Below are 22,486 nucleotides of genomic sequence, written 5' to 3'. Positions count from 1 at the left end.
TGCAAATGAGCGAACTTTCCGAAGAAATCCGCCAGATGCAAGAGGCGGCAAGGACTTTTGCCGACAAGGAGGTGGAGCCCGTTGCCCAGGCCCTGCACCTTGCTGAAGCCGAAATACCAGACGATCTGCTGCAAAAGCTCTGTGATCTGGGCATTTTTGGGTTGACGGCGCCTGAAGAGGTGGGGGGCCTTGATATGGGCAATCTGGCCGCCGCGGTGGTGACGGAAGAGCTGTCCCGTGCCTGGTTCTCGGTTGGGGCCTTGCCTGCGCGCAACTGGGCGCTAATCGAAATATTGCTGCGCAACGGGACTGCCGAGCAGAAGCAGCGATTCCTGCCCGATTTGATCTCGGGACGCAAGCAGGCGGCGCATTCCGGCACCGAACCCGAAGCCGGATCGGATGCCGCGAATATCAAGACCACGGCAGTTAAAGACGCGGACCATTACATCTTGAACGGCACCAAGCTGTGGTGCACCCACGCAAGACGGGCGGAAGTCATCTCTTGCTTCGTGCGGACATCGAAAGATCACAAACACGCCGGTATTTCGCTTCTGCTGATCGAAAAGCCGCGTGGCGAGTTTCCAGGACCTGAATTCACCGCCCAGAAGCTGAATACCGTTGGCTATCACGGGATGCATTCCTACCAGCTGTTCTTCGATAACCTGAAGGTGCCGGTTGCAAATCTTGTTGGCGGTGTCGAGGGTCTTGCCTTCCGCCAACTGATGGCGACCTACGAATTTGCTCGCATGCAGTTTGCGTTCCGCTGCATCGGCCTGGCGCAGGCGGCTTTTGACAAGGCACGTGACTATGCCGCCACGCGCGTGCAGTTCGGCAAGACGATCAACAGCTTCCAGGCTGTGCGCTTCAAGCTTGCTGACATGTCCACCGGGATCGAGGCGGCGCGGCAGCTGGGCTACATGGTTGCGCGCAAGCTTGACCGGGGCGAGCGTGCCGATCTCGAAGCGGGGCAGCTGAAGCTGTTTGCCGCCGAAATGGCGCAGAAGGTTTGCCAGGAGGCGGTGCAGATTCATGGCGGTATGGGCTTTGCTGTCGAAACCGCCGTCAATCGATATTGGCGCGACAGCGGCTTGCTGACCATCGGCGAGGGTACTTCGGAAATCCAGCGGGAAGTCATCGCCCGCCGTCTCGTCGAGGAGCGCGGCTGATGGCAGTCACAGGGCGCAACAACTACTTCGAAAGCTTTTCGGTTGGGCAGGTCTATGACCATGCGAGAGGACGCACGGTCACCAACTGGGACAACTACGCCATGTGCCACATGTCGATGAATACAGCTTCGGCGCATTTCGATCTGGTTGCTTCCACCACTGCGATGGACGGGCGGTTCCGCGAAAGACTAGTCCTCGGCCCTTGCACGCTGACGATCGTCATCGGCCTGACCACCGAGGACATGAGCGAGAATGCCTTCATGGACATCGCGGTCACCGGCATTCGGCTGAAGGGGCCGGTATTTCAGGGCGACACGCTCTATGCAAGGTCCGAGGTGCTTGCACTTTCCGATGCCTCGCGCCCCGACGCCGGGTTGATGCGCTATCGCTTCACGGGAAGCAATCAGGACGGGATCGAGGTCGCCACGGGCGAGCGCACCGTAATGATCAAACGCGCGGCCTTCTGGGCCGAAAAGGACATGAATTTCGGAAAGATCACAGCATGAGCAGCGCTTCACCAGCCGGCTTGCACGGCATCACCGTCATCGACTTGACCCAGGGTGTCGCCGGGCCATTCTGCACGCGGCTGATGTCGCAGATGGGGGCGCGGATCATCAAGATCGAGCGTCCGGGCGGCGGCGACATCATCCGCTTTTGGGACAACATCGTCCATGGCATGTGCTCGGGTCACGCCTGGGTCAATCCCGGCAAGGAAAGCCTCGCGTTGAACCTAAAAGACGAAAAGGCTCGGGACATCCTGATGGAGCTGGTCGCCACCGCCGATGTGGTGATTGAGAACTTCGTGCCAGGAACGCTGGAGGCCTGGGGACTGACCTACGACGCCTTCCGCGCCCGCAACGACAAGATCATCTTCTGCCGCATCTCTGGTTTTGGGCAGGAAGGCGAGTATTCCACTCGCTCGGCGCTGGATCTGATCGTCCAGGGCGAAACGGGATTGATCTCGACCAATGGCACGCCCGAGGAGCCGGCAAAGATCTCGCTCTCGCTCTGCGATATCTCGGGGGCGATGTATGCGACGGTCGGTATCCTTGAGGCTCTGTTTCACCGCGAACGCACGGGCAGAGGCCAAGAGATTCAGGTCGCGCTTTTCGACTCGATCATGACGTGGACAGGCTATTTCCCCTACATGATGTGGTATGGCGGCAAGGCCCCGGTGCGGGTCGGCCTGCATCACCACACGATGGCGCCCTATGGGCCGTATATGGCTGCAGATGGAAAACAAGTCATCGTCGCCGGCGGTGGCGGACATGTCGTGATGTGGCGCAAGTTCTGCGAGGCGATTGACGATCTGGCGCTGTTCGACGATCCGCGGTTCAGCAACAACAACGACCGTCTGGCCAACCGGGCTGAACTTGACGTCCGCATTTCCGAGGCCTTTGCGAAGCGCAACCGGGCCTGGTGGCTGGCACGTTTCCATGAATTTGGCATTCCGGCCGGGGCGCTCAACAGTTTTGAGGACGCATTGGACCATCAGCGCTTCCGCGACCGGGATCTGATCAAGGAAGTACAGAGCGCTGTGGGACCGGTCAAGGTCTTCGACTTTCCGCCCCGATTGTCTGACGTTGCCGCGGTCAATCGACTGGGTCCCCCGTTAGTGGGCGAACATACCGCCGCAATTCTGGCCGAGATGGGAATGGACAGCGATGCGGTCGCAGCCCTGGTTGCTCACGGCACCGTTGGTTTGATCGAGGAGGTGGCAAATGGCTGACGGCTTGGAACGTTCCGGCGCAACAGCGCGTCTTGCCGCCTTTGCGGTATCTACGGCGGGGGATGAGATTCCCGCCACCGTTCTGGCGAAGATGCGCGTATGCCTGCTCGACTGGTTCGGCAATACTGTATTCGCGGCCCAACACGCCGATAGCGCACCGTCGGTGCGCCAAGGCATAGCCGCCTTCGCTGGCACCGAGCCGGGTGCTCACACTGTTGCCGGAGAACCCGGACGCCGTAGCCTTTCGGCAGCGCTGCTGCTGAACGGCACCTTCGGTCACTCTTTGGATTTCGACGATACCAATCTTTTCGGCAAGATTCATCCGGGCGTGACCGTCATCCCGGCCGCCCTGGCCGAGGCGGAGCGCACCCATACCAACGGCGGCGATCTGCTGGCCGCCATCGCGCTAGGTTACGAAGTGGCTTGCAGAGTCGGGGCCGCGCTTGGGGAGGCCACCTACACGCGCGGCTTCCACCCCACGCCGCTTGGCGGCATTTTTGGCGCTGTAGCGGCGATGGGCCGGTTGCGTGGCTTTGATGCAGCGCAGATGCAAGCCGCTTTCGGACTGGCCGGCAGCCGGGCGGCGGGTTCGATGCAATATCTGGAGAACGGCGCCTGGAACAAGCGACTGCATACGGGCTTCGCTGCCCATGATGCCGCACTTTGCGTGGCATTGGCGGAGGCCGGGGTGATTGGCGCAGCCGCAGCGCTGGAGGGCCGGGCAGGGGTTCTGACCAGCTACTCGCCCGCGCCGCGGCCCGACCTGCTGACCGACGGGTTCGGCACCTTTTGGGCGGCCGCGGAAACGGCGATCAAACCTTATCCCAACTGCCGGCTGAACCATTCGGCTATCGAGGCTGCGCTATTGCTCCGCGAGACCCTGGCCGCGCCGCAGGAAGAATCCTATGCGCTACGCCTCGGTGCGACCGCCTATCGCATGGTTGGCGAACCGCTGCCGCTGAAGCGTGCAGCGCAGAATATCGTCGACGGTCAGTTCAGTGTCTACTTCCAGATTGCCGCTTCGCTGATCGACGGCCGCAACGACTGGAACAGCTATCGGCTGCTTGGCGACGCCGAGGTCAACCGGATCGCCGCCCGGATCGAGGTTACTGAAGACGTGGGCCTGGCCCTGGGTGAGGCGGTGCTCACGCCGAAGTCCGCGCCAGAACTCGCGGTGCATATCCGGGAGCCGCTGGGCGAGCCGACCCGCCCGCTGAGCTGGGATAGCGTTTGCGCCAAATTCACCAGTCTCGCTGCCGGTCCTCTCGGTGCGGACCGGGCTGCGCAGCTGGCTGCCGGCGTTGCCACGGTTGATACGCTGACCGATACCGCGCCGTTGATCGCGTTGGCCGGAGCGCCCGCATGACGCGCGATACGGTGCTTCGCCGGTCCCAGCTTGTGACACCGGCCAACCGCCCTTCGGCGGTTGCGAAGGCGCTGGTTTCGGCTGCCGACAGCGTGATCCTGGACCTTGAGGACGCGGTGCCCGCGGGGGAGAAGGCCGCCGCCCGGGCAGCGCTTGTCGTGGCCCTCGCGACGGCTGAAATTTCGGTCGGTGAAGTAGCGGTGCGGATCAATGGCATCGATACCCCGTGGTGGCTCGACGATCTGATCGCACTGCGGGAGCTGCCGGTTGGCGCAATCGTGATTCCCAAGGTGCGCCGTCCCGAGGATGTCGTCTGCGTCGACCGTGTCTGTCGTCAGCTGACCATGCAGCGGGGGGCGCTCTTGGCCCTGCTGCCGATGATCGAGACCCCCGATGCGGTGCTGCGGGCTCCCGAGATTGCGCGCAGCAGCGAGCGCAACGCGGCACTCGTGTTCGGGGTGGGCGACTACATGGCAGAGACCGGTATCGCCTTCGGGGCTGAGGGAATTGAGCTTGCCCGTGGGCAGGTCGCTCTGGCGGCGCTTGGGGCAGGGCTTGAAGCCGTGGATCAGGTCTGGCCCTGGATCAAGGATCTGGAGGGGTTGGCGCGGGATGCGCAGCGAGGCAAGGCCTTGGGTTATGCCGGCAAGTGGGCGCTGCACCCGATGCAGATCGAAGCCATTCACAGCGCCTTCTCGGCTGGCGCCGAGGAGCTGGCGGAGGCGCACCGGGTGGTTGCGGCATATGACGCAGCGATTGCAGTGGGCTCCGGCGCGGTGCTTTTCGAAGGGCAACTGGTCGATGAGGCGGTAGTCAAGATCATGAGGAGGCGCCTGGCTACGCAAGAAACCAATACTTGACCAGAAACTTGAAAATACAAAAGGGAGGAAAACATGAAGCGTCTAATTTTGGCGTTCGCGTTGGCATGTTTTGCAACAGTTGGCGCGGCGAAGGAGATGGTAATCACCACCGAGGTGCCGGATACCCATTGGAAAACAGGTTATGTTCAACGGTTCGCCCAACTGGTATCGGAACGTAGCGGCGGCGAAATCAAGGTCAAATTCTATCCCGCCGGCCAGCTTTACAGCGATCGCGATGGGCTGGCGGCACTCGGATCCGACACGGTGCATATGGTATGGCCCATCAGCACTCATCTGGAGTCGCTGGACCCGGGCATGGGGCTTCTCGGCCTGCCTTTCACATTGTCGGACGAGTTGATGGCCAAGCCGGGCTTCGCCCGCGATCTCGCGGCCTATCTGTCCGAGAAGGTGCGGGACCGCAACCTGGCTGTCCTTGCATTGATGCGCGCGACTGACGCTGTTCTGGTCATGAAGAGCACGCCCGTATCAGTGGTCGCCGATCTGAACGGCAAGCGCATCCGTGGCCCGGCCGGCACCCAGTTCCGCGACATGATGCGGGCTCTGAGCGCAAATCCTATCAACCTGCCGGCCTCGGAGATGGTGACCTCGCTGTCGCAGGGCGTGATCGACGGTGTGATGACCTCGCCCGCAGGTTGGCGGACAATCCTCGCTGACTCGGCGCGCAATGGCACGCTTGTGCCGGGGCTACTATTGACCACCTATGCCGTGGTCGTCGATCGCGCCTGGCTTGACGCCCTGGACGAAACAAGCCGCACAGCGGTCATCTCGTCGATTGAGGAAATTGCTGCAAGCCAGTGGGCGGATGCGATCCGTCTGGACGGCGACGACACCAATGCGATGGTCAGTTCGGGTGCGAGCTATGTCGTGGTGGAGGGCGCTGCCTATGACGCCTTCCGTGGCAAACTGCAACCGGTCAAAGATGCCTTCGGCGCCGCGAATTCCGAGACTTGGCAAGCCTATACTGCATTGGTGGAAAAATATGCCGCACAGTGATCCGGTCGCCCGCGCGGGTCTGCTCGACCGAGGCGTGCGTATCTTCGAGCAGCTTTTAGCCTTTGTTATTGCGAGCCTGCTGCTGGTGGCCCTGGGAACCATGGCCTTTGAAGCATTCTCGCGCCTTCTTTTCAGCAAGAGCGCCTTCTGGGCCGATGAACTGGTGCGCTTCGCGATCATCGCAATGGCCTTTCTGGGCCTCGCATCGGCTGGCATCAGCCGCCGGCATATCCGCACCGATTTCATGGTCAGCCGGCTGCCGGAGCTGCCTCGGCGCCTCCTGTCGGCAGCGGTCATCGGATTGAGTGCAGTCTATTGCTGTGTGCTGATGTGGACGGGCTGGCTGCAGACCAGACAGTTTATCTTCAGCCGGATGCGCAGCGAAAGCTCGCTCGAACTGCCGATGTGGATCATCGCGGCCGTCATCCCGGTCGGGGCGGCGCTGTTTCTGATCTTCTATCTGTACTCTCTTTATTGCCTGGCGCGCGGAGAGATTGATCCCCTGGCCGAGGAACATGGTGAGGAGCGCGAGGAATGATCGCTATTGTTGTCGTTCTGCTTCTCGCGCTGCTTGCTGTCGGGATGCATGTCGGTGTTGCCATGGGGTTGAGTGCCATCGTGATCCTTTGGCTCGAAGGGTTGCCGTTACAGGCGGTGGCACAGAATGCGTTCAAGTCGGTTAACAGCTACGCGCTCGTCGCAGTGCCGTTTTTCATTCTGGCTGGTGAGCTGATGATGCGCGGGCGTATCGCCGAGGTGCTCGTCGATCTGATTGGCGCGGTGGTGCGGGTTATCCGCGGGGGGCTGGCGCTGACGGTGATGCTGGGCTGCATCTTCTTTGCGGCGGTTTCTGGCAGCTCGGTTGCGTCGGCTGCGGCAATCGGGCGGTCTTCCGTTTCGATCCTGGCCAGCGACGGCTATCCCAAGCATTTTTCGGCGGCGTTGGTGGCGGTGGGCGGTACATTGGGCCTGATGATCCCGCCGTCACTGTCATTCATCCTGATCGGTTCGATGGTGGGGTTGCCAATAGACCGGCTTTTCGTCGCCGGCATTCTACCCGGCGTGCTCGAGGCTATCCTGCTTGCGATAACATCAACCGCGATCGCGCGGCGCCGCGGTTATGGCACGCAGTTGGAGCGGCCGGACTGGCTGGCATTCCGCCGGTCTATCGGCCCGGCGTTGCCGGCAGTTCTTTTCCCGATCTTGATCGTTGGCACAATCTACGCCGGTATCTTTACGCCTACAGAGGTCGCCGCGGTTGCAGCGCTTTATGCAGCGCTACTCTGCCTTGTCGTATACCGGACGACGACACTGGCCGGAGTCTGGCAGTCGTGTAAATCTGCGGCGCGCTCGTCGGCCATGATTTATTTGGTCGTCGTTGGCGGTGCGCTTCTCGCCTATGTTCTGACACGAATTGGCTTTGCGGATCAGTTGATCACCGCGGCCAAGGCAGTCAACATGCAGCCGTGGATGTTCCTGATTGCAGTTAACCTGTTTCTGCTTTTGTTGGGCATGTTCGTTGACGGGATTTCCCTCATTGTTTTGACCGCGCCGACGTTGTTCCAGATGGCGCCGCAGTTTGGCGTAGATCCGATCCATATGGCCGTGATCCTGACGGCAAACGTTGAGATTGCGACGCTTACTCCGCCGATCGGTCTCAATCTCTTTGTCATGAGCGGTATCGCGCGCATACCGGTGGAACAGGTCGCACGGGGCGTCATGCCGTTCTATGGAATCCGGTTGGTTGCGCTTTTGCTTCTAACCTTCGTTCCTTGGTTCAGCCTGGCGCTTGTAAGGTAAGCGTTCCCACGTTTCCCGACGCAACCAGGAGGTTTGGGCATCGAGTTCCTTCTCCGGCCAAATGATACAAAAGCGCGCCCTCACGGGCGCGCTTTCACCATTCGGCCACCCTTCCCGGGTCCTGACACTAGCCAAAACCGGTCGCCCGTCAGATACGGAGAGCCGTCTTGACTACAAGATATACGAAGCATATACGATTCACATATTAACCGGCTTTAGAGGTTATCCATGGGCATCGTAAAAATCGCCGACGGCCTGCATGATGAAGTTCGCCGCGCTAGCACAGTGATGTGCCGCTCCATCAATGCGCAGGCAGAGTTCTGGATGAAAATAGGCATGTTGGCTGAAGCCAACCCGACGCTTTCCTTCAATGACATCGTCAAGATGACGTTGGAGGAAGCAGAGGTGAGGCCAAGGGGGTTGGTAGTCGCCTAACATGGTGAAAACGCCTGACGAACTGGCGCTCATGAGAGCGTCAGGCAGAATGCTCGCCTCGGTTTTCGAGATGCTCGACGGCAAGGACCTTGTCGGCCTGTCGACCCTGCAGGTCAATGATCTGGTCGAAAGGTTCATTACCGATGATCTCGCCGCCCGTCCGGCGAGCAAGGGGCAGTATGGATTTGAGTATGTCCTGAACTGCTCGATCAATCATGTCGTGTGCCACGGCGTGCCGGATCGTGAGGAGATCATCCGTGACGGGGATATTATCAATCTGGACATCACGCTCGAAAAGAACGGGTTCATCGCCGATTCCAGCAAGACCTACCTCGTCGGCAGTGCCTCGCCTGCTGCGCGCCGGCTGGTCCGGGTTGCACAGGAGGCGATGTGGCAGGGCATCAGGCAGGTGCGTCCCGGTGCCTATGTCGGCGATATCGGTTTCGCAATCGAACGGCACGCCAAGAAGAACGGCTATTCGGTGGTACGGGAATATTGCGGCCATGGTATTGGCCGCGAGATGCATGAGGAGCCGCAGATTCTCAACTACGGGCGGCCAGGCACGGGCATGAAGCTGCGCGAGGGTATGGTCTTCACTGTCGAGCCAATGGTGAACCAGGGCACACGCAGGGTTTCCGCTTCTGACGACGGATGGACCATCGTGACTGAAGACGGGAAGCTCTCGGCGCAATTTGAGCATACAGTCGCCGTGAACAGCACTGGCGTTGAAGTGTTGACGCTCCGCCGTGACGAAATGCCATTGGTGAAAGGCAGAGTGTGGCATCTCTGATATCCGCTTTACCGCGCCTATTCCCTGCAAACTGCCAGTCCGCTTTCCACCTCTGTCGAGTTGTTCCGCTATCGGAGGCAGGCCAGCTTGTGCAGGACGGTGCCTTTCCGCTCCCGACAACGATGCCGCTTCGGTCCGAGCCATGGGCTGGCCAGTGGCCGCCCCCTGGCTGATCAACCTGCTATCCGAGGACAATGCGCGATCCCCATAATGGCGCGGATCCTCGACGTCCCGCGCAGAGATGTGCTGGTCCTGCTGGGTCAGGTGGGGCGCGACATGTCGGGGGCAATTTCCTTTGCCGAGCGCGGCATGACCGGCGTTGATGTGCGTGAGGTTACCTCGGAAGAAGATCTCGAACAGGTCGTCGACGAACTGCCGCGAAAGCCATTCTTTGCAGTAGAAAATTTTATTCTAGTAAAATCAATATATTAGAGATTGTCATGTTCAAATCGAGGCTCGGGTAGCACGCAACCAAACACACAATGCGATAAGTCCGATAGACGAAAGATGGGCTCATGCGCTGAGCTGCGACCGAGGGCGTTCTGAGCCGAGGCGCATTCGTCGAGGCGCCGGGCTGCGGAATAGCTGTCCAAGGCCGCCCAATGTCGTCGCCCGTCGTGCGATTGTCCTATATGGAGAGTTGTCGGGTAGGGCCATCCATTTGGTCTTAGCCCGTCGGGTATTTCCGCCCAATCTCGCGCAGGTCGACGCATGGTGAGCAGCTACATGTCGAATTGACCCGGAAAGAGTGCCCGCGACGGTCGGCCGGAACATCCGGCAGTCTACCATATTCAAGCATCCTACTTGGAGGGGAGAACCTCCCGCAAACACAGCGCCGCCAGATAGCCCGCGGATGCCGACAGGCCGGTGAGGATCGTTCCCCAGGCAATATCCACGACCGAGATGGCTACCGGCCAGTCGCGCAGCGTGGCGTGATTGGTCAGATCGTAGGTTGCATATGCAACGAGGCCGAGGGCGAGGCCGTTGATGGCCGCTTTCGCGAGTCCGCCGGATGCAAGTGCCGGCAGGATCGCGAAAAAGACGATGCCGCCAATATATATAAGGTAGAAAATGGCAGCCGGAGCCAGACTGAAGCCTTCCATTAGCCTGTCGCCGAGTAAAGGGCGATAGAACCTGTCGGCCATGATGCTCAGCCATACAGAATCGATAGCCAGGAAGACAACCCCGGCGGCGATATAGGCGATGAACGCGGTTTTCATGCTCGGCACTCTCCTGTGAGCGTCGTTACTTTTACGTCCTTATCGACAACGCGGATCACTTGCAGGGCGGATCACTTGCAGGCCATTTGGAGCCCCGGGAAATTTGGGGCCTGCGGTGAATGGGGTAAACCGTTCGTGCGTTTCCAGCGTAAAAGGCAACGATATGGCTTTTGACGCCTGCCGTGCGGAGGCCCGACAAGGGGGAGATGAATTGAAATCACCGGCATCCGATGCTGAACGCCCCGTGCTGGTGCTGTTTCGGGATGACCTGCGTGTCGCGGACAACGCTGCGCTCGCCGCCGCCTCTCGCAGTGGCAAGCCGGTTATCGCCGCTTTTGTGCTGGAAGGGGCGTCTTCCGGCGCGCGCCCTCTCGGTGGCGCCAGGTGCTGGTGGCTGCATCACTCGCTGGCGGCGCTCAACGGTACATTGGCGACAATCGGGGTGCGACTTGTGCTCCGGCGCGGAGCGATGGGCGAGGTGGTTGATAGCCTTGTCACGGAAAGCGGCGCGGATACCGTTTTCTGGAATCGGCGCTACGATCCCGGAGCCATCGCAGCCGATACGACGATGAAGGCGGGTCTGCGCAATCGCGGGGTTGCGGCGGAGAGTTTTGCCGGCCATCTGTTGCACGAGCCATCGCGCCTCGTTACCTCGACGGGGGGATATTACAAGGTCTATTCGCCTTTCTGGAAAGCGGTGGCGGCTGGTCCCGAACCGCGAGACCCGCTCGACGTGCCGGACGGATTGGAGCCCTTTGCCGGCAATCTCGCCTCAGACGCTCCCGATGCCTTCGGGCTGCTGCCAACGAAACCCGATTGGGCGGGCGGCTTGCGGCAGAGCTGGACGCCGGGCGAGGCCGGGGCGCAGGCGCGGCTGGACGATTTCGTAGCCGGGGCGCTGCAGGATTATGCGGAGGGCAGGGATTACCCCGCCTGTGAAGCCACGTCCCGCCTGTCGCCGCATCTTGCGCATGGCGAGATCACGCCGTTCCAGATTTTCGCTGCCCTGCAGGGCGCGGGCGGTGACGTGTCCGACGCGGGCGCTGCAAAGTTTCGCAAGGAGGTGGGCTGGCGCGAGTTCTGCTACCATCTTCTCTTCCATAACCCGCATCTGGGTACGCGGAACTTTCAGCCGTCGTTCAACGCATTTCCCTGGCGCGAGGATGAAGAAGCGTTGCGGGCGTGGCAGCGTGGCCTAACCGGATTCCCGATTGTCGACGCCGGTATGCGCGAGCTGTGGGAGACGGGCTACATGCACAACCGCACACGCATGATTGCGGCTTCGTTCCTGACCAAGCATCTGCTTGTCGACTGGCGTGCGGGGGAACGCTGGTTCTGGGATACACTGGTGGACGCGGACGCTGCCAGTAACCCCGGCAACTGGCAATGGGTGGCGGGATGCGGAGCGGATGCAGCACCTTATTTTCGCATCTTCAACCCGGTTCTGCAGGGGGAAAAATTCGATCCCGAAGGCCGCTATGTCCGCCGATGGCTGCCCGAACTGGCGCGCTTGCCCGCGCGTTATATCCACAAGCCATGGGCGGCTCCACCCGCCGTCCTCGCGGAAAGCGGCGTGAGGCTTGGCGAAACCTATCCCCGGCCCATTGTGGACCACCGCCTTGCGCGTGAGCGGGCGCTGGGAGCTTATGAAACCGCCCGGAGTGCGCCATGACCGTGCAGCGCATCGCCCCCGTGGAAGCCAACGGGCCGCCGCCCGTGGCAGCTGGTGTGCTCTATCCGGGCGAGGTCATGCATCAGCGGCTGAGGCCGTTCGGCCATCGGTTCACCTACAACGTGTTCTCGCTGCTGGTCGATATCGACCGATTGCCCGAACTCGGCCGCGCCACCCGGCTGCTGGCCGTCGACGCACCGGGTGTCGTTTCATTCCGCCAGAGCGACCACGTGCCGCATCGTGGCGAAACGCTGCGTGCGCATGTCGACGGGTTGCTGCGTGAAGCGGGGCTCGCGCAACCAGCCCGGCGGGTGTTGCTGCTCGCCTATCCGCGCATTCTCGGCTACGTCTTCAACCCGCTGTCCGTCTACTTCGCCTACGGGGAGGGCGACGAGCTTGTGGCGCTCATCTACGCGGTGCGCAACACGTTCGGCGAACGCCATACCTATGTCGCGCCCGTGCGCGAGGGAGAGGCAGGGCCGGCCGGCATCAGGCAGACGCGGACAAAGATCTTCCACGTGTCACCCTTCATCCCGATGGGTGCGCGCTATGACTTCCGCATTCTGCCGCCGGGGCGGCGCGTGCGGGTCCATATCCATGAGACGGATGCGGGAGAAGGGCTGCTGACAGCGACTTTCGACGGCACGGCGAAACCGCTCACGAGCCGTAACCTCGCCGTGTTGCTGGGGCGCTTTCCCTTGATGACATTCAAGGTGATCGCCGCAATCCACTGGGAGGCGCTGAAACTCTGGCTCAAGGGCGCGCGTTTCCACAAAAGCCCGCCGTTGCCACCGCCGGCGAGTTTTCGCGATGAGGGCGAGATCGCTGCGCGCGAATGAAGCGGTTCAGGTGCTTTGATTGTTAGTCACTACGCGGCCGCCCGGGCCAGAAGGCGTTGACGCGCCGCTGATAGGCGCGATAGGCCTCGCCGCGCTCCCGCAGCATATGGGCTTCCAGCGGCGGAATGCCCGACGCATGAACAAGAATCCAGTACATGAACACCGGTCCCGCCAGAGCTGCCCAACCCCACGGATAATCGCCGCCCGTGCCGATGGCGATCGCGGCGTATCCCGTCCACCCCAGCCATTGAAAGAAGTAGTTGGGATGGCGTGACAGTCCCCACAGGCCGGCATCGCAGATGCGCCCCCTGTTGGATGGTTCCTTGCGGAAACGTGCGAGCTGCGCATCGGCGATGCCTTCGCCGGCGATGGCCGCGAGCACGATGACGATGCCCGCTGCATCTGTCCACGCAAGTCCCGGCGTCGGGTTGCGGGCGGCGAGAAAAATCGCCCCCGCCAGCAGCAGGGCTGCCGCAGCCTGTATTTGCAGGAACCGGAACAGCTCGCCGCGCCATCCGGCCCCCCAATCACGCCGCAGCGTCGCATAGCGCGGGTCGTCCGCACCGCGCGCTGTGCGCAGGGCGATATGCAGTCCGAGCCGGAGCGACCACGCAGCCGCCAATGCCGCCACGAGCCGTTGCCGCGCCGGGTCGGCAGGCCAATCCCGAATGGGCGCGAGCGCCAGCGCCACGCCCGCCGCGCCGACGAGAAAGGACCATGTCGTGTCGACCCATCCCGATTTCGCGCCGCGCGTCACCGCCGCCCATGCCGCGGTCATGGCCAGCGAAAGGATAATGGCCGTGGCGGCGAAGGCGACGGCTGCGGGCATGTCAGAAGCCGAAAAGCGGCTGGACGATGCGCCCGAAGAGGCCGCTCAGGCGCATGCGCCCGTCCAGCGCCACAAGGCAGATGCATTCGCCGTCGCGATCCACGATCGGCTGGTGTTCCACCTCGTCGTCCACCTCGGCGAGGTCGCCAGGGCCGAAGCGGCCCAGTACATCGGAGAACGAACCTGACAGGACATGGGTGAACTCGGTGCCGGAATGACCGTGTTCGGGCAGCTTCCTGCCGGGCCCGACTTTCAGCAGCATGATGCTGGCGTCGGGTTCGCGCGGCGTGCTAATCCGGCTCATGCGCACGCCCGGGCCCAGCCAGCGCCAGGCGCCGATATCGCAGCCGGCAAGAGCCTCCGGCAATCTGAGACCGTCGCGCGTGACGGGAGATGGCCGCGCGGCCGACGGGCCGGCATGACGCCCGCTTGGCGCGGGCGCCGCCTCGGCGTCGATGCGCGTCAATGCGGCGGCCAGCGCGGTGGGCGCGAGGGCGGTCGCGGGCGTCTCATCCAGCACGGCGCCGCCCAGCGCCTCGAAGGTTCTCAGGCGGTTTCGGCAGAGCGGGCAGACGGCCAGATGCGCGGCGATCACGATCGCCGGTCCCGCCGCGAGCGTGCCGGTGGCGTAGCGCAGCAGCGTTTCGTCGGTTGGATGATGGGCGATTGTCATGGTTCGTTTTCCAGGAGGCTGCGCAGGCGTTTCATGGCCAGCCGGATGCGGGACTTGACGGTGCCGAGCGGAATGCCGAGTTCTTCGGCGATCTCTGATTGCGATTTCTCGCCGTAGAACGTCAGACGGATGACGGTCGACTGCTCGGCGGAGAGCCCGGCCAGCGCACCGCGCACGCGCAGCTCGCGCTCGGCGGTCAGCACGGTTTCCTCCAGCGTCGGCGGCTCCTCGACAGGTTCTTGCGGCAGGGCGGACGGGTCGCGCTCGCGGCGCAGGTGATCGATGCGCAGGTTGCGCGCGATGGTGAACACCCATGTCGACACGCCCGCCCGCGCGCTGTCGAAGTAGGACGCCTTCCGCCACAGCGACAGCATCGTTTCCTGCACCAGATCTTCCGCCACCGGCGCCGAAACACCGGCGCGCATGAAGAACGTCTTGAGGCGGGGGCCGAAATGGCCGAAAAGCCCGGCAAAAGCCTGACGATCCCGATCCTCGGCAACGAGCCGCACCAGCCGCGTCAGCTCGTCCGGCGCCAGCGCCGCCAAGCCGTCTCCCGCCGCGCTCACCAGACGGACCCGCCCGGCCGATGGCGCTGGAGCGGGCGCGGATGCGAACTGTTCCAGAGTGTCATTCATGCGCCTTTCTACGCCCCGGCGTACGCACCGGATCACACGCGGGACGACTTCTTGCGGAAGGCGGTTTTCCCCTCCGGACGATGACTGCCGGTGATCCGCGCGCCGCCGCCGCCCGTAGAACCTAGCTGAACCACGTCTCCGAATCCACACCGCCTGCTTTCAGCGCCAACGGATTGCCATGAAACATCTTGCTAATCCTCCCCACCGGTTGAAGGTTGCCGTCGTGGGCGGTGGCATCGCCGGGCTTTCTGCCGCATGGCTGCTGTCGCAACGCCATCAGGTCACGGTGTTCGAGGCGGACGACCGCGTCGGCGGCCACAGCCATACCGTCGATCGCGGCGGGGTGCCGGTGGATACGGGTTTCATCGTCTACAACGAAGTGACTTATCCCAATCTCACGGCGCTGTTCCGCCATCTCGACGTGCCGAGCGTGGCGACGGACATGTCTTTCGCGGTGTCCATCGACGGGGGGCGGATCGAGTATGCCGGCTCGAACCTCGCGGGCTTGTTCGCGCAGCCGGCCAATGCGGTGAGCCCCCGGTTCTGGTCCATGCTGGGCGATCTCGTCCGTTTCTATCGGGAAGCGCCACGCGCCGTGCGTACTCTCGGGCCGGAGGTGGGCCTCGCGCAATATCTCGATACCGCAGGCTTCGGCGCGGCTTTCCGCGAAGACCATCTCTATCCCATGGCGGCGGCGATCTGGTCGACGCCCTCCATCGAGATCGGTGACTATCCGGCGGCGGCCTTCATCCGTTTCTGCGAGAATCATGGCCTGCTGAAATTCATCGGGCGGCCCGTATGGCGCACGGTCAGGGGCGGAAGCCGCACCTATGTCGACCGGCTGACGGCGTCTTTCAGGGGGCATATCCGTACCTCGTCGCCGGTCGTCTCCATTCGCCGAACGGAGGAGGGGGTTGATGTGAGTGTCGCCGGCGGGCCTTCCGAGCGGTTCGATCACGTCGTGATCGGCGCGCATGCGGATCAGGCCATGCGCATGCTCGCGGATCCCTCCGCCGAGGAACGGAGTCTTCTGGGCGCGTTTGCCTACGGCCGCAACCGGACGGTGCTGCATGGGGACGCCGCCCTCATGCCGCGCCGCCGACGTGCCTGGGCGGCGTGGAACTATCTCGCCACGTCGGCGCGATCAGGCGATGCGCCCGCGCCTCCCGGTGTAACCTACTGGATGAACAAGCTGCAGGACATCGACCTCGCCACACCGCGTTTCGTCACCCTGTGCCCACCGCTGGAACCGGACGCCCGCACCGTGCTGTGGAGCGGCATCTATGAGCATCCGCGCTTCAACGCCGCCACGGGCGACGCGCAATCGCGCCTCTGGTCGTGCCAGGGGGTGCGGAATACCTGGTTCTGCGGCGCGTATTTCGGCGCGGGCTTTCACGAGGACGCCCTTCAGGCCGGTCTCGCGGTCGCCGAACAGCTCGGCGGCGTCAGGCGGCCGTGGGACGTCGCGGACGAATCCGGCCGCATCGTCATCACTGAAAACCGCAATGCAGGAGGCCGCCTTTGTCTGTCATGATCGCTCCGACGGAAAACGGGATCAAGCTTGAGCCGACGACGCAGCGGACAGGGGGCCATTGCCGCACGTTGCCAACCGTTCGCCTCGATCGCGGCAATTTCTCCTCCATGACGGCCTCGTTGTCATGGCGGGCGCGCATGATGCTGCGCGCGGTTGTCGATCTTCCCTGCGGTTCGCTGACTGTGCATACGCCGGAAGGGCTTGCGCTGTTCATCGGCGGCAGGGCCGAGGGGCCGCATGGTGAGATCGTTCTGAGGAACTGGAATCTGGCCGGCCGCGCCTTCGCGAACGCAACCGTCGGCGTGGCCGAGTCCTACATCGACGGTGACTGGGACAGTCCCGACATCACCGCGCTGCTGCAGCTTTTCGCCGTCAACGAAGCCGCCGGCCAGCAAGTGGCGCGGGGCGCCGCTCCGTTGTTCAACGTCTTGCAGCGCCTGCGTCACCGGCTCAACCGGAACACCCGCGCCGGCGCGCGGCGCAATATCTCGGTCCACTACGACCTCGGCAATGCGTTCTACCGCCAGTGGCTCGGCCCGTCGATGACCTATTCATCGGCTCTTTACACCAATGGGGCGAACGATCTGGAAAGCGCGCAGGCGGCGAAATATCGGGCGTTGGCGCGCGACGCCGGTCTCGGTCCGTCTGACCACGTTCTCGAAATCGGCTGTGGCTGGGGCGGGTTCGCCGAGTTCGCCGCGCGTGAGATCGGTTGCCGCGTCACCGCGCTGACGATCAGCAGCGAACAGCACGCTTTCGCCCGTGAGCGCATCGCCCGCGCCGGGTTGACGGATAAGGTGGACATCCGGCTACAGGATTACCGCGATGAGCAAGGCGTCTACGACCGCGTCGTGTCCATCGAGATGTTCGAGGCGGTAGGAGAGCGTTACTGGCCCCTCTTTTTCGGCAAGCTGCGTGCATGGCTGAAGCCGGGAGGGCTCGCTGGCATGCAGGTCATCACCATCCGGGACAGCGCCTACGCGCGTTACCGCGCGCAGCCCGATTTCATCCAGCGGTACATCTTCCCCGGGGGCATGCTGCCGACCCCGTCGATCATGCGGAAACTCTCGGCGGAGCGCGGCCTGAGCGTGGCGGGCGAACGCATCTTCGGGCACGATTACGCCCGCACGCTGGCCGAATGGCGCAGCCGTTTCCACGATAGCTGGGAAATGATAGCGCCGCTCGGTTTCGACGAGCGTTTCCGCAAGCTGTGGTCGTTTTACCTGCACTATTGTGAGGCCGGCTTTCGCGCCAACTATATCGACGTGCGCCACTTGACGCTGCGGGGCTGACGGATGGCTGCCCGCAGGGCGATCTTCGCCCGGGAGGCGGGGGCGAAATCGCCGCTCAGCCGACCTCGCGAGGTTTTGTGAGGGGTTCTGGAGTGTTTCTGTCAAAGACAGAAGCACTCCAGCATTTGCCTGTGGCGGAAAAAGCTTCGCTTTTCCAATGCTCAAACGCCGCACGGGCTCAAGAGTTTTTCAGCTTTTTGATTCAATCAAAATGAGAAAAACTCCAATGTCCGGAGCCTACGACGAATGGACCCGCCGGCGCCGTTGCATGACGCTGGCAAACCATTGCGTCGTCAGCGATAATCCCCTCTCCGGACGACCCGTCCTCGCGGCTTGCAAAACTGGGCTACGTCTAAATTGATGATATTACACCGCCTCCTTTGGCACGGCGGGCCTCTTGCTACCTGATCGCGTTCGGTATACCTCGGCATACAATCAGCTTGTCGCCGTTCGCCGGAAACTTTTACGGCCAGGTATGCCTGCTTAATCCAGCCCTGAATCGTAGGGATCGTCATGAGCTTGTACACAGACTACCTCACTGAAATTGAAACGCGCAAAGGCAGCGGCCTGCATCCCAAGCCCATCGATGATGGCGCACTGGTGGAAGAGCTTATCGCGCAGATCGAGGAGGCTGGGAACGAGCACAGGTCCGATTCTCTGAACTTCTTCATTTACAATACCTTGCCCGGCACGACGAGCGCCGCGGGGGCCAAGGCGAAATTCCTGAAGAAGATCATTCTCGGCACGGCTATCGTACCGGAGATTACTCCCGCATTCGCCTTCGAGCTTCTGTCTCACATGAAGGGCGGTCCGTCCGTCGAGGTCCTCCTCGATCTTGCGCTTGGGGATAACGCCGGGATCGCCCTGCAGGCCGCGGACGTGCTCAAGACGCAGGTGTTCCTCTATGAGGCGGACACCGACCGGCTGGGCGCGGCTTACAGGAACGGCAGCGCGATAGCCAGGGACATTCTCGAAAGCTATGCCAAGGCGGAGTTCTTCACCAAGCTTCCGGATGTCCAGGAAGAGATCAAGGTCGTGACCTATATCGCCGCGGAAGGCGATATTTCCACCGACCTGCTGTCTCCCGGCAACCAGGCGCACTCGCGTTCCGACCGCGAACTGCACGGCCAGTGCATGATCTCGCCGGAAGCGCAGGCGGAAATTCAGGCGCTGCAGAAGCAGCATCCCGACAAGCGCGTCATGCTGATCGCGGAAAAGGGCACGATGGGCGTGGGCTCTTCGCGCATGTCGGGCGTGAACAACGTCGCCCTGTGGACCGGCAGGAAGGCCAGCCCCTACGTGCCTTTCGTGAACATCGCCCCGGTCGTTGCCGGAACGAACGGCATCTCGCCGATCTTCCTGACGACGGTCGACGTGACCGGCGGCATCGGCATCAACCTGAAGAACTGGGTCAAGAAGGTCGATGCGGACGGCAAGCCGATCCTGAACAACGATGGCAACCCGGTCCTGGAGCAGAAGTACTCCGTCGAGACCGGCACCGTTCTGACCATCAACGCCAAGAGCAAGAAGCTGCTCGACGAGGCCGGCAACGAGCTTGTCGACGCATCCTCGGCCTTCACGCCGCAGAAGATGGAATTCATGAAGGCCGGCGGTTCCTACGCCATCGTCTTCGGCAAGAAGCTGCAGACCTTTGCGGCCGAGACCCTTGGCATCGAGCCGACGCCCGTCTTCGCGCCGAACAAGGAGATTTCGCGCGAGGGTCAGGGCCTGACCGCCGTCGAGAAGATCTTCAACCGCAACGCCGTCGGCGTCACCGGGGGCAAGGTGCTGCACGCCGGCTCCGACGTGCGCGTCAAGGTGAACATAGTCGGCTCGCAGGACACGACCGGGCTGATGACCTCGCAGGAGCTGGAGGCGATGGCCGCGACCGTCATTTCCCCCACCCTGGATGGCGCTTACCAATCCGGTTGCCACACAGCCTCGGTCTGGGACAAGAAGGCCCAGGAAAACATCCCCAAGCTGATGAGGTTCATGAACAACTTCGGCCTGATCACCGCGCGGGATCCGAAGGGCGTGTATCACTCCATGACGGACGTGATCCACAAGGTGCTCAACGACATCACCATCGACGACTGGGCGATTATCATCGGCGGCGACTCGCATACCCGCATGTCCAAGGGCGTGGCCTTCGGTGCCGACTCGGGCACCGTGGCGCTTGCCCTGGCCACGGGTGAGGCGACCATGCCGATTCCGGAATCGGTGAAGGTGACCTTCAAGGGCACCATGCGCAGTCACATTGATTTCCGCGACGTGGTCCACGCAACGCAGGCGCAGATGCTCAGGCAGTGCGGCGACAACGTGTTCCAGGGCCGTGTGATCGAGGTTCATATCGGCACGTTGCTGGCCGACCAGGCCTTTACCTTCACGGACTGGACCGCCGAGATGAAGGCCAAGGCCTCGATCTGCATCTCGCAGGACGAGACGCTGATCGAATCGCTCGAAATCGCCAAGAGCCGCATCCAGATCATGATCGACAAGGGGATGGAGAACGCGGCTGGCACCCTGCGCGGCCTGATCGCCAAGGCCGACAAGCGCATCGCGGAAATCCGCTCCGGCGAGAAGCCCGCGCTCGCGCCCGACAGCAACGCAAAGTACTTCGCGGAAGTTGTCGTCGATCTCGACCTGATCGACGAGCCCATGATCGCGGACCCCGACGTGAACAACGCGGACGTCTCGAAGCGCTACACCCACGACACCATCCGCCCGGTGTCCTACTACAGCGGCGAGAAGAAGGTCGATCTCGGGTTCGTCGGCTCCTGCATGGTACACAAGGGTGACATGAAGATCGTCGCCCAGATGCTCAAGAACCTTGAGAAATCGCAGGGCAAGGTCGAGTTCAAGGCGCCTCTGGTCGTGGCGGCGCCCACCTACAACATCATCGACGAACTCAAGGAAGAGGGCGACTGGGAAATCCTGCAGAAGTATTCGGGCTTCGAGTTCGACGATCTGCTTCCCAAGAACAAGGCCCGCACCGAGTACGAGAACGTTCTCTATCTCGAACGTCCGGGCTGCAACCTCTGCATGGGCAACCAGGAAAAGGCCGAGAAGGGCGATACCGTCCTGGCCACGTCCACGCGCCTGTTCCAGGGACGGGTCGTCGAGGATACCGTCGAGAAGAAGGGGGAATCCCTGCTTGCCTCGACCCCGGTCGTCGTCCTTTCCGCGATCCTCGGGCGGACGCCCAGCGCGGAAGAGTACAGGGCCGCTGTGGAAGGGATTGACCTGACCAAGTTCGCCCCGCCGCTGGAAAAGCCGGCGATGGCGCGGTCTATCCATTTCTGAGGGAATGGCGGGTGCAGTTCAGGGCCGCTGACCAGCGGCCCGCGAGACCGACGGCAGATACTCGCCAGCGTTCGGGACGGCGGCGTCGCTGCTCTGGCGGGGTCGTCATATAAACTCGCCCCCCTCATACGAATACGGGGCGTGATCCGTCACGCCCGCCGTTCCGAAAGAATGCACTCGGCCAACGGTTCGTCCACCCGGCCCACGAAGACGCCGGGGCCGGGACTGGCGCTCCGCGCAGGCGGCGCATACAATTGCTCCAGCACTTCGCGCATCGGTGACTGTTGAGCGCGGCAAGCCAAGGTCTTCCGCTGCAAGGGTGAAGCTGCTCCGCTCGACGATGCGGACGAAGAGGCGCATCGCATCGAAGCTGTTCATTGTCCGTTATACCCGGAAACTAATATCGATTTAATAGTAATTATCCGCTTTACGGATTGTGCTATCCAGTTCGCAGCGCAAGGCGTCCACGAACACAAGGTGAAAATCAAATGCCTGAACAGAAAGTTGCCCTCGTTACTGGTGGTTCGCGGGGTATCGGCGCTGCCATTTGCATACGTCTGGCCCGTGACGGCTTCGCGGTGGTGGTGAACTACGCCGGCAATGCCGCCGCCGCCGATGCAGTGGTGCATGAGATCATCTCCGCGGGCGGCAAGGCCATGGCCGCGCAGGCCGACGTAGCCGACGCAACGGCAGTACGCCGCATGTTCGACAGCGCCGAGGCGGCCTTCGGTGGCCTCGATGTGCTGGTGAACAATGCGGGCATCATGAAGCTTTCGCCGCTTGCCAAGGCCGATGACGCGCTCATCGACAGTCAGATCGGCACGAACCTCAAGGGTTCGATCAATACAATGCGCGAAGCGGCGGAGCGACTGCATGACGGCGGACGCATCATCAACTTTTCCACCAGCGTCGTCGGCCTGAAGCTGGAAAACTACGGTGTCTATGCTGCCACCAAGGCAGCCATCGAGACGCTCACCGCCATTCTTTCCAAAGAACTGCGCGGACGGGGGATCACCGTCAACGCGGTAGCTCCCGGACCGACGGCAACCGCCTTGTTTCTTGACGGTAAATCCGCCGAACTGATCGAGAAGATGGCAAAGATGAACCCGCTGGAGCGTCTTGGCACACCCGAGGACATTGCAAGCGTCGTCGCCTTCCTTGCCTCGCCTGAAGGCGGGTGGATCAACGGCCAGACCCTGCGTGCCAATGGTGGCATGGTATAAGCACGAAGGTTCATGGAGCCGCCAACGACAATTACACATTGACCAAGTGCCGATTTATTGCCACATTTCGCCAGCGGAGGCGGCGCCGTTATTTTGAAATTGAACG

The 22,486-nt window shown here is 62.3% G+C and carries 21 protein-coding genes and 1 pseudogene; 17 read left to right on the top strand and 5 right to left on the bottom strand.

Going from position 1 to position 22,486, the window contains the following annotated elements:
• Positions 1 to 5 precede the first annotated feature (5 nt).
• The 11 genes from ACFFJ7_RS17250 to ACFFJ7_RS17200 all read left to right on the top strand — a co-directional run bounded on the left by ACFFJ7_RS17250 (position 6) and on the right by ACFFJ7_RS17200 (position 9,592).
• Entirely contained in the window at positions 6 to 1,166 is a 1,161-nt protein-coding gene (locus ACFFJ7_RS17250; protein ID WP_166954243.1) for an acyl-CoA dehydrogenase family protein, read from the top strand.
• Positions 1,166 to 1,672, top strand: a complete 507-nt coding sequence (locus ACFFJ7_RS17245) for a MaoC family dehydratase (RefSeq protein WP_377593958.1) — start codon at positions 1,166 to 1,168, stop codon at positions 1,670 to 1,672. The genes ACFFJ7_RS17250 and ACFFJ7_RS17245 overlap by 1 nt, the downstream gene beginning before the upstream one ends.
• Entirely contained in the window at positions 1,669 to 2,895 is a 1,227-nt protein-coding gene (locus tag ACFFJ7_RS17240; RefSeq protein WP_377593957.1) for a CaiB/BaiF CoA transferase family protein, read from the top strand. The genes ACFFJ7_RS17245 and ACFFJ7_RS17240 overlap by 4 nt, the downstream gene beginning before the upstream one ends.
• Complete coding sequence (locus ACFFJ7_RS17235) at positions 2,888 to 4,261, top strand: MmgE/PrpD family protein (protein ID WP_377593956.1); 1,374 nt, start codon at positions 2,888 to 2,890, stop codon at positions 4,259 to 4,261. The genes ACFFJ7_RS17240 and ACFFJ7_RS17235 overlap by 8 nt, the downstream gene beginning before the upstream one ends.
• On the top strand, positions 4,258 to 5,121 hold the full coding sequence (locus ACFFJ7_RS17230) for an HpcH/HpaI aldolase/citrate lyase family protein (RefSeq protein ID WP_377593955.1): 864 nt from the start codon (positions 4,258 to 4,260) through the stop codon (positions 5,119 to 5,121). The genes ACFFJ7_RS17235 and ACFFJ7_RS17230 overlap by 4 nt, the downstream gene beginning before the upstream one ends.
• A gap of 33 nt (positions 5,122 to 5,154) precedes the next feature.
• Positions 5,155 to 6,135 carry a TRAP transporter substrate-binding protein DctP gene (gene dctP / locus ACFFJ7_RS17225; protein WP_166954233.1) on the top strand — a complete coding sequence of 327 codons (981 nt, stop codon included), beginning with the start codon at positions 5,155 to 5,157 and terminating at the stop codon, positions 6,133 to 6,135.
• A complete protein-coding gene (locus tag ACFFJ7_RS17220) occupies positions 6,122 to 6,673 on the top strand; it encodes a TRAP transporter small permease (RefSeq protein WP_166954231.1) in 552 nt (183 codons plus the stop codon). The genes dctP and ACFFJ7_RS17220 overlap by 14 nt, the downstream gene beginning before the upstream one ends.
• Positions 6,670 to 7,935 carry a TRAP transporter large permease gene (locus ACFFJ7_RS17215; protein WP_377593954.1) on the top strand — a complete coding sequence of 422 codons (1,266 nt, stop codon included), beginning with the start codon at positions 6,670 to 6,672 and terminating at the stop codon, positions 7,933 to 7,935. The genes ACFFJ7_RS17220 and ACFFJ7_RS17215 overlap by 4 nt, the downstream gene beginning before the upstream one ends.
• Positions 7,936 to 8,163: 228 nt before the next feature.
• Positions 8,164 to 8,370, top strand: coding sequence for a ParD-like family protein (locus tag ACFFJ7_RS17210; RefSeq protein WP_166954227.1), 207 nt, complete (start codon positions 8,164 to 8,166; stop codon positions 8,368 to 8,370).
• 1 nt (position 8,371) lies between these two features.
• Positions 8,372 to 9,160 carry a type I methionyl aminopeptidase gene (gene map / locus ACFFJ7_RS17205; RefSeq protein ID WP_377593953.1) on the top strand — a complete coding sequence of 263 codons (789 nt, stop codon included), beginning with the start codon at positions 8,372 to 8,374 and terminating at the stop codon, positions 9,158 to 9,160.
• Positions 9,161 to 9,370: 210 nt separating this feature from the next.
• Positions 9,371 to 9,592, top strand: coding sequence for a hypothetical protein (locus ACFFJ7_RS17200; RefSeq protein WP_377593952.1), 222 nt, complete (start codon positions 9,371 to 9,373; stop codon positions 9,590 to 9,592).
• 368 nt (positions 9,593 to 9,960) lie between these two features.
• Here ACFFJ7_RS17200 and ACFFJ7_RS17195 read toward each other — a convergent pair whose 3' ends face one another.
• Positions 9,961 to 10,380, bottom strand: a complete 420-nt coding sequence (locus ACFFJ7_RS17195) for a DUF2177 family protein (RefSeq protein ID WP_377593951.1) — start codon at positions 10,378 to 10,380, stop codon at positions 9,961 to 9,963.
• A 163-nt stretch (positions 10,381 to 10,543) separates the two neighbouring features.
• On the opposite strand from ACFFJ7_RS17195, the gene ACFFJ7_RS17190 reads away from it, so the two are divergent.
• Positions 10,544 to 12,052, top strand: coding sequence for a cryptochrome/photolyase family protein (locus tag ACFFJ7_RS17190; RefSeq protein ID WP_377593949.1), 1,509 nt, complete (start codon positions 10,544 to 10,546; stop codon positions 12,050 to 12,052).
• Positions 12,049 to 12,891: a DUF1365 domain-containing protein gene (locus tag ACFFJ7_RS17185; RefSeq protein ID WP_377593948.1), complete on the top strand. Its 843-nt coding sequence runs from the start codon at positions 12,049 to 12,051 to the stop codon at positions 12,889 to 12,891. The genes ACFFJ7_RS17190 and ACFFJ7_RS17185 overlap by 4 nt, the downstream gene beginning before the upstream one ends.
• A gap of 22 nt (positions 12,892 to 12,913) precedes the next feature.
• Here the strand turns inward: ACFFJ7_RS17185 and ACFFJ7_RS17180 are convergent, their stop codons facing one another.
• From ACFFJ7_RS17180 to ACFFJ7_RS17170, 3 genes are read right to left on the bottom strand one after another with little or no spacing between them, the layout of a single operon-like run.
• Positions 12,914 to 13,720, bottom strand: a complete 807-nt coding sequence (locus ACFFJ7_RS17180; protein WP_377593947.1) for a DUF1295 domain-containing protein — start codon at positions 13,718 to 13,720, stop codon at positions 12,914 to 12,916.
• Between the two features lies 1 nt (position 13,721).
• Positions 13,722 to 14,393 carry a ChrR family anti-sigma-E factor gene (locus ACFFJ7_RS17175; protein WP_377593946.1) on the bottom strand — a complete coding sequence of 224 codons (672 nt, stop codon included), beginning with the start codon at positions 14,391 to 14,393 and terminating at the stop codon, positions 13,722 to 13,724.
• Complete coding sequence (locus ACFFJ7_RS17170) at positions 14,390 to 15,028, bottom strand: sigma-70 family RNA polymerase sigma factor (RefSeq protein WP_166954207.1); 639 nt, start codon at positions 15,026 to 15,028, stop codon at positions 14,390 to 14,392. Before ACFFJ7_RS17170 ends, ACFFJ7_RS17175 begins: the two co-directional genes overlap by 4 nt.
• A 178-nt stretch (positions 15,029 to 15,206) precedes the next feature.
• Between ACFFJ7_RS17170 and ACFFJ7_RS17165 the strand changes: the two genes are divergently transcribed.
• The 3 genes from ACFFJ7_RS17165 to ACFFJ7_RS17155 all read left to right on the top strand — a co-directional run bounded on the left by ACFFJ7_RS17165 (position 15,207) and on the right by ACFFJ7_RS17155 (position 21,157).
• Positions 15,207 to 16,562, top strand: coding sequence for an NAD(P)/FAD-dependent oxidoreductase (locus ACFFJ7_RS17165; RefSeq protein ID WP_377593945.1), 1,356 nt, complete (start codon positions 15,207 to 15,209; stop codon positions 16,560 to 16,562).
• On the top strand, positions 16,559 to 17,854 hold the full coding sequence (locus ACFFJ7_RS17160) for a class I SAM-dependent methyltransferase (protein WP_377594064.1): 1,296 nt from the start codon (positions 16,559 to 16,561) through the stop codon (positions 17,852 to 17,854). Before ACFFJ7_RS17165 ends, ACFFJ7_RS17160 begins: the two co-directional genes overlap by 4 nt.
• A gap of 513 nt (positions 17,855 to 18,367) precedes the next feature.
• Entirely contained in the window at positions 18,368 to 21,157 is a 2,790-nt protein-coding gene (locus tag ACFFJ7_RS17155; protein ID WP_377593943.1) for a bifunctional aconitate hydratase 2/2-methylisocitrate dehydratase, read from the top strand.
• Between the two features lie 270 nt (positions 21,158 to 21,427).
• Here the strand turns inward: ACFFJ7_RS17155 and ACFFJ7_RS17150 are convergent.
• Positions 21,428 to 21,535: pseudogene (locus ACFFJ7_RS17150) on the bottom strand (helix-turn-helix domain-containing protein); the annotation flags it as partial.
• A 110-nt stretch (positions 21,536 to 21,645) separates the two neighbouring features.
• On the opposite strand from ACFFJ7_RS17150, the gene ACFFJ7_RS17145 reads away from it, so the two are divergent.
• Entirely contained in the window at positions 21,646 to 22,380 is a 735-nt protein-coding gene (locus ACFFJ7_RS17145; protein ID WP_377593940.1) for an SDR family oxidoreductase, read from the top strand.
• Positions 22,381 to 22,486: the final 106 nt, after the last annotated feature.

Origin of the sequence: Pseudochelatococcus lubricantis, from assembly GCF_042432495.1 — a bacterium.
GTDB lineage: Bacteria > Pseudomonadota > Alphaproteobacteria > Rhizobiales > Beijerinckiaceae > Pseudochelatococcus > Pseudochelatococcus lubricantis.
The sequence above is the reverse complement of the archived record's forward strand: the minus strand, read 5'-3'. Positions and strand labels throughout refer to the sequence as shown.

Bases quoted from the DNA above. Each gene is read 5' to 3' on its own strand.
- ACFFJ7_RS17145 (WP_377593940.1), top strand. From the start codon at position 21,646: ATGCCTGAACAGAAAGTTGCCCTCGTTACTGGTGGTTCGCGGGGTATC.
- ACFFJ7_RS17190 (WP_377593949.1), top strand. From the start codon at position 10,544: ATGGCTTTTGACGCCTGCCGTGCGGAGGCCCGACAAGGGGGAGATGAA.
- ACFFJ7_RS17160 (WP_377594064.1), top strand. From the start codon at position 16,559: ATGATCGCTCCGACGGAAAACGGGATCAAGCTTGAGCCGACGACGCAG.
- ACFFJ7_RS17235 (WP_377593956.1), top strand. From the start codon at position 2,888: ATGGCTGACGGCTTGGAACGTTCCGGCGCAACAGCGCGTCTTGCCGCC.
- ACFFJ7_RS17240 (WP_377593957.1), top strand. From the start codon at position 1,669: ATGAGCAGCGCTTCACCAGCCGGCTTGCACGGCATCACCGTCATCGAC.
- map (WP_377593953.1), top strand. From the start codon at position 8,372: ATGGTGAAAACGCCTGACGAACTGGCGCTCATGAGAGCGTCAGGCAGA.
- ACFFJ7_RS17175 (WP_377593946.1), bottom strand. From the start codon at position 14,393: ATGACAATCGCCCATCATCCAACCGACGAAACGCTGCTGCGCTACGCC.
- ACFFJ7_RS17155 (WP_377593943.1), top strand. From the start codon at position 18,368: ATGAGCTTGTACACAGACTACCTCACTGAAATTGAAACGCGCAAAGGC.
- ACFFJ7_RS17180 (WP_377593947.1), bottom strand. From the start codon at position 13,720: ATGCCCGCAGCCGTCGCCTTCGCCGCCACGGCCATTATCCTTTCGCTG.
- ACFFJ7_RS17230 (WP_377593955.1), top strand. From the start codon at position 4,258: ATGACGCGCGATACGGTGCTTCGCCGGTCCCAGCTTGTGACACCGGCC.
- ACFFJ7_RS17210 (WP_166954227.1), top strand. From the start codon at position 8,164: ATGGGCATCGTAAAAATCGCCGACGGCCTGCATGATGAAGTTCGCCGC.
- ACFFJ7_RS17165 (WP_377593945.1), top strand. From the start codon at position 15,207: ATGAAACATCTTGCTAATCCTCCCCACCGGTTGAAGGTTGCCGTCGTG.
- ACFFJ7_RS17215 (WP_377593954.1), top strand. From the start codon at position 6,670: ATGATCGCTATTGTTGTCGTTCTGCTTCTCGCGCTGCTTGCTGTCGGG.
- ACFFJ7_RS17245 (WP_377593958.1), top strand. From the start codon at position 1,166: ATGGCAGTCACAGGGCGCAACAACTACTTCGAAAGCTTTTCGGTTGGG.
- ACFFJ7_RS17185 (WP_377593948.1), top strand. From the start codon at position 12,049: ATGACCGTGCAGCGCATCGCCCCCGTGGAAGCCAACGGGCCGCCGCCC.
- dctP (WP_166954233.1), top strand. From the start codon at position 5,155: ATGAAGCGTCTAATTTTGGCGTTCGCGTTGGCATGTTTTGCAACAGTT.
- ACFFJ7_RS17250 (WP_166954243.1), top strand. From the start codon at position 6: ATGAGCGAACTTTCCGAAGAAATCCGCCAGATGCAAGAGGCGGCAAGG.
- ACFFJ7_RS17170 (WP_166954207.1), bottom strand. From the start codon at position 15,028: ATGAATGACACTCTGGAACAGTTCGCATCCGCGCCCGCTCCAGCGCCA.
- ACFFJ7_RS17200 (WP_377593952.1), top strand. From the start codon at position 9,371: ATGGCGCGGATCCTCGACGTCCCGCGCAGAGATGTGCTGGTCCTGCTG.
- ACFFJ7_RS17195 (WP_377593951.1), bottom strand. From the start codon at position 10,380: ATGAAAACCGCGTTCATCGCCTATATCGCCGCCGGGGTTGTCTTCCTG.
- ACFFJ7_RS17220 (WP_166954231.1), top strand. From the start codon at position 6,122: ATGCCGCACAGTGATCCGGTCGCCCGCGCGGGTCTGCTCGACCGAGGC.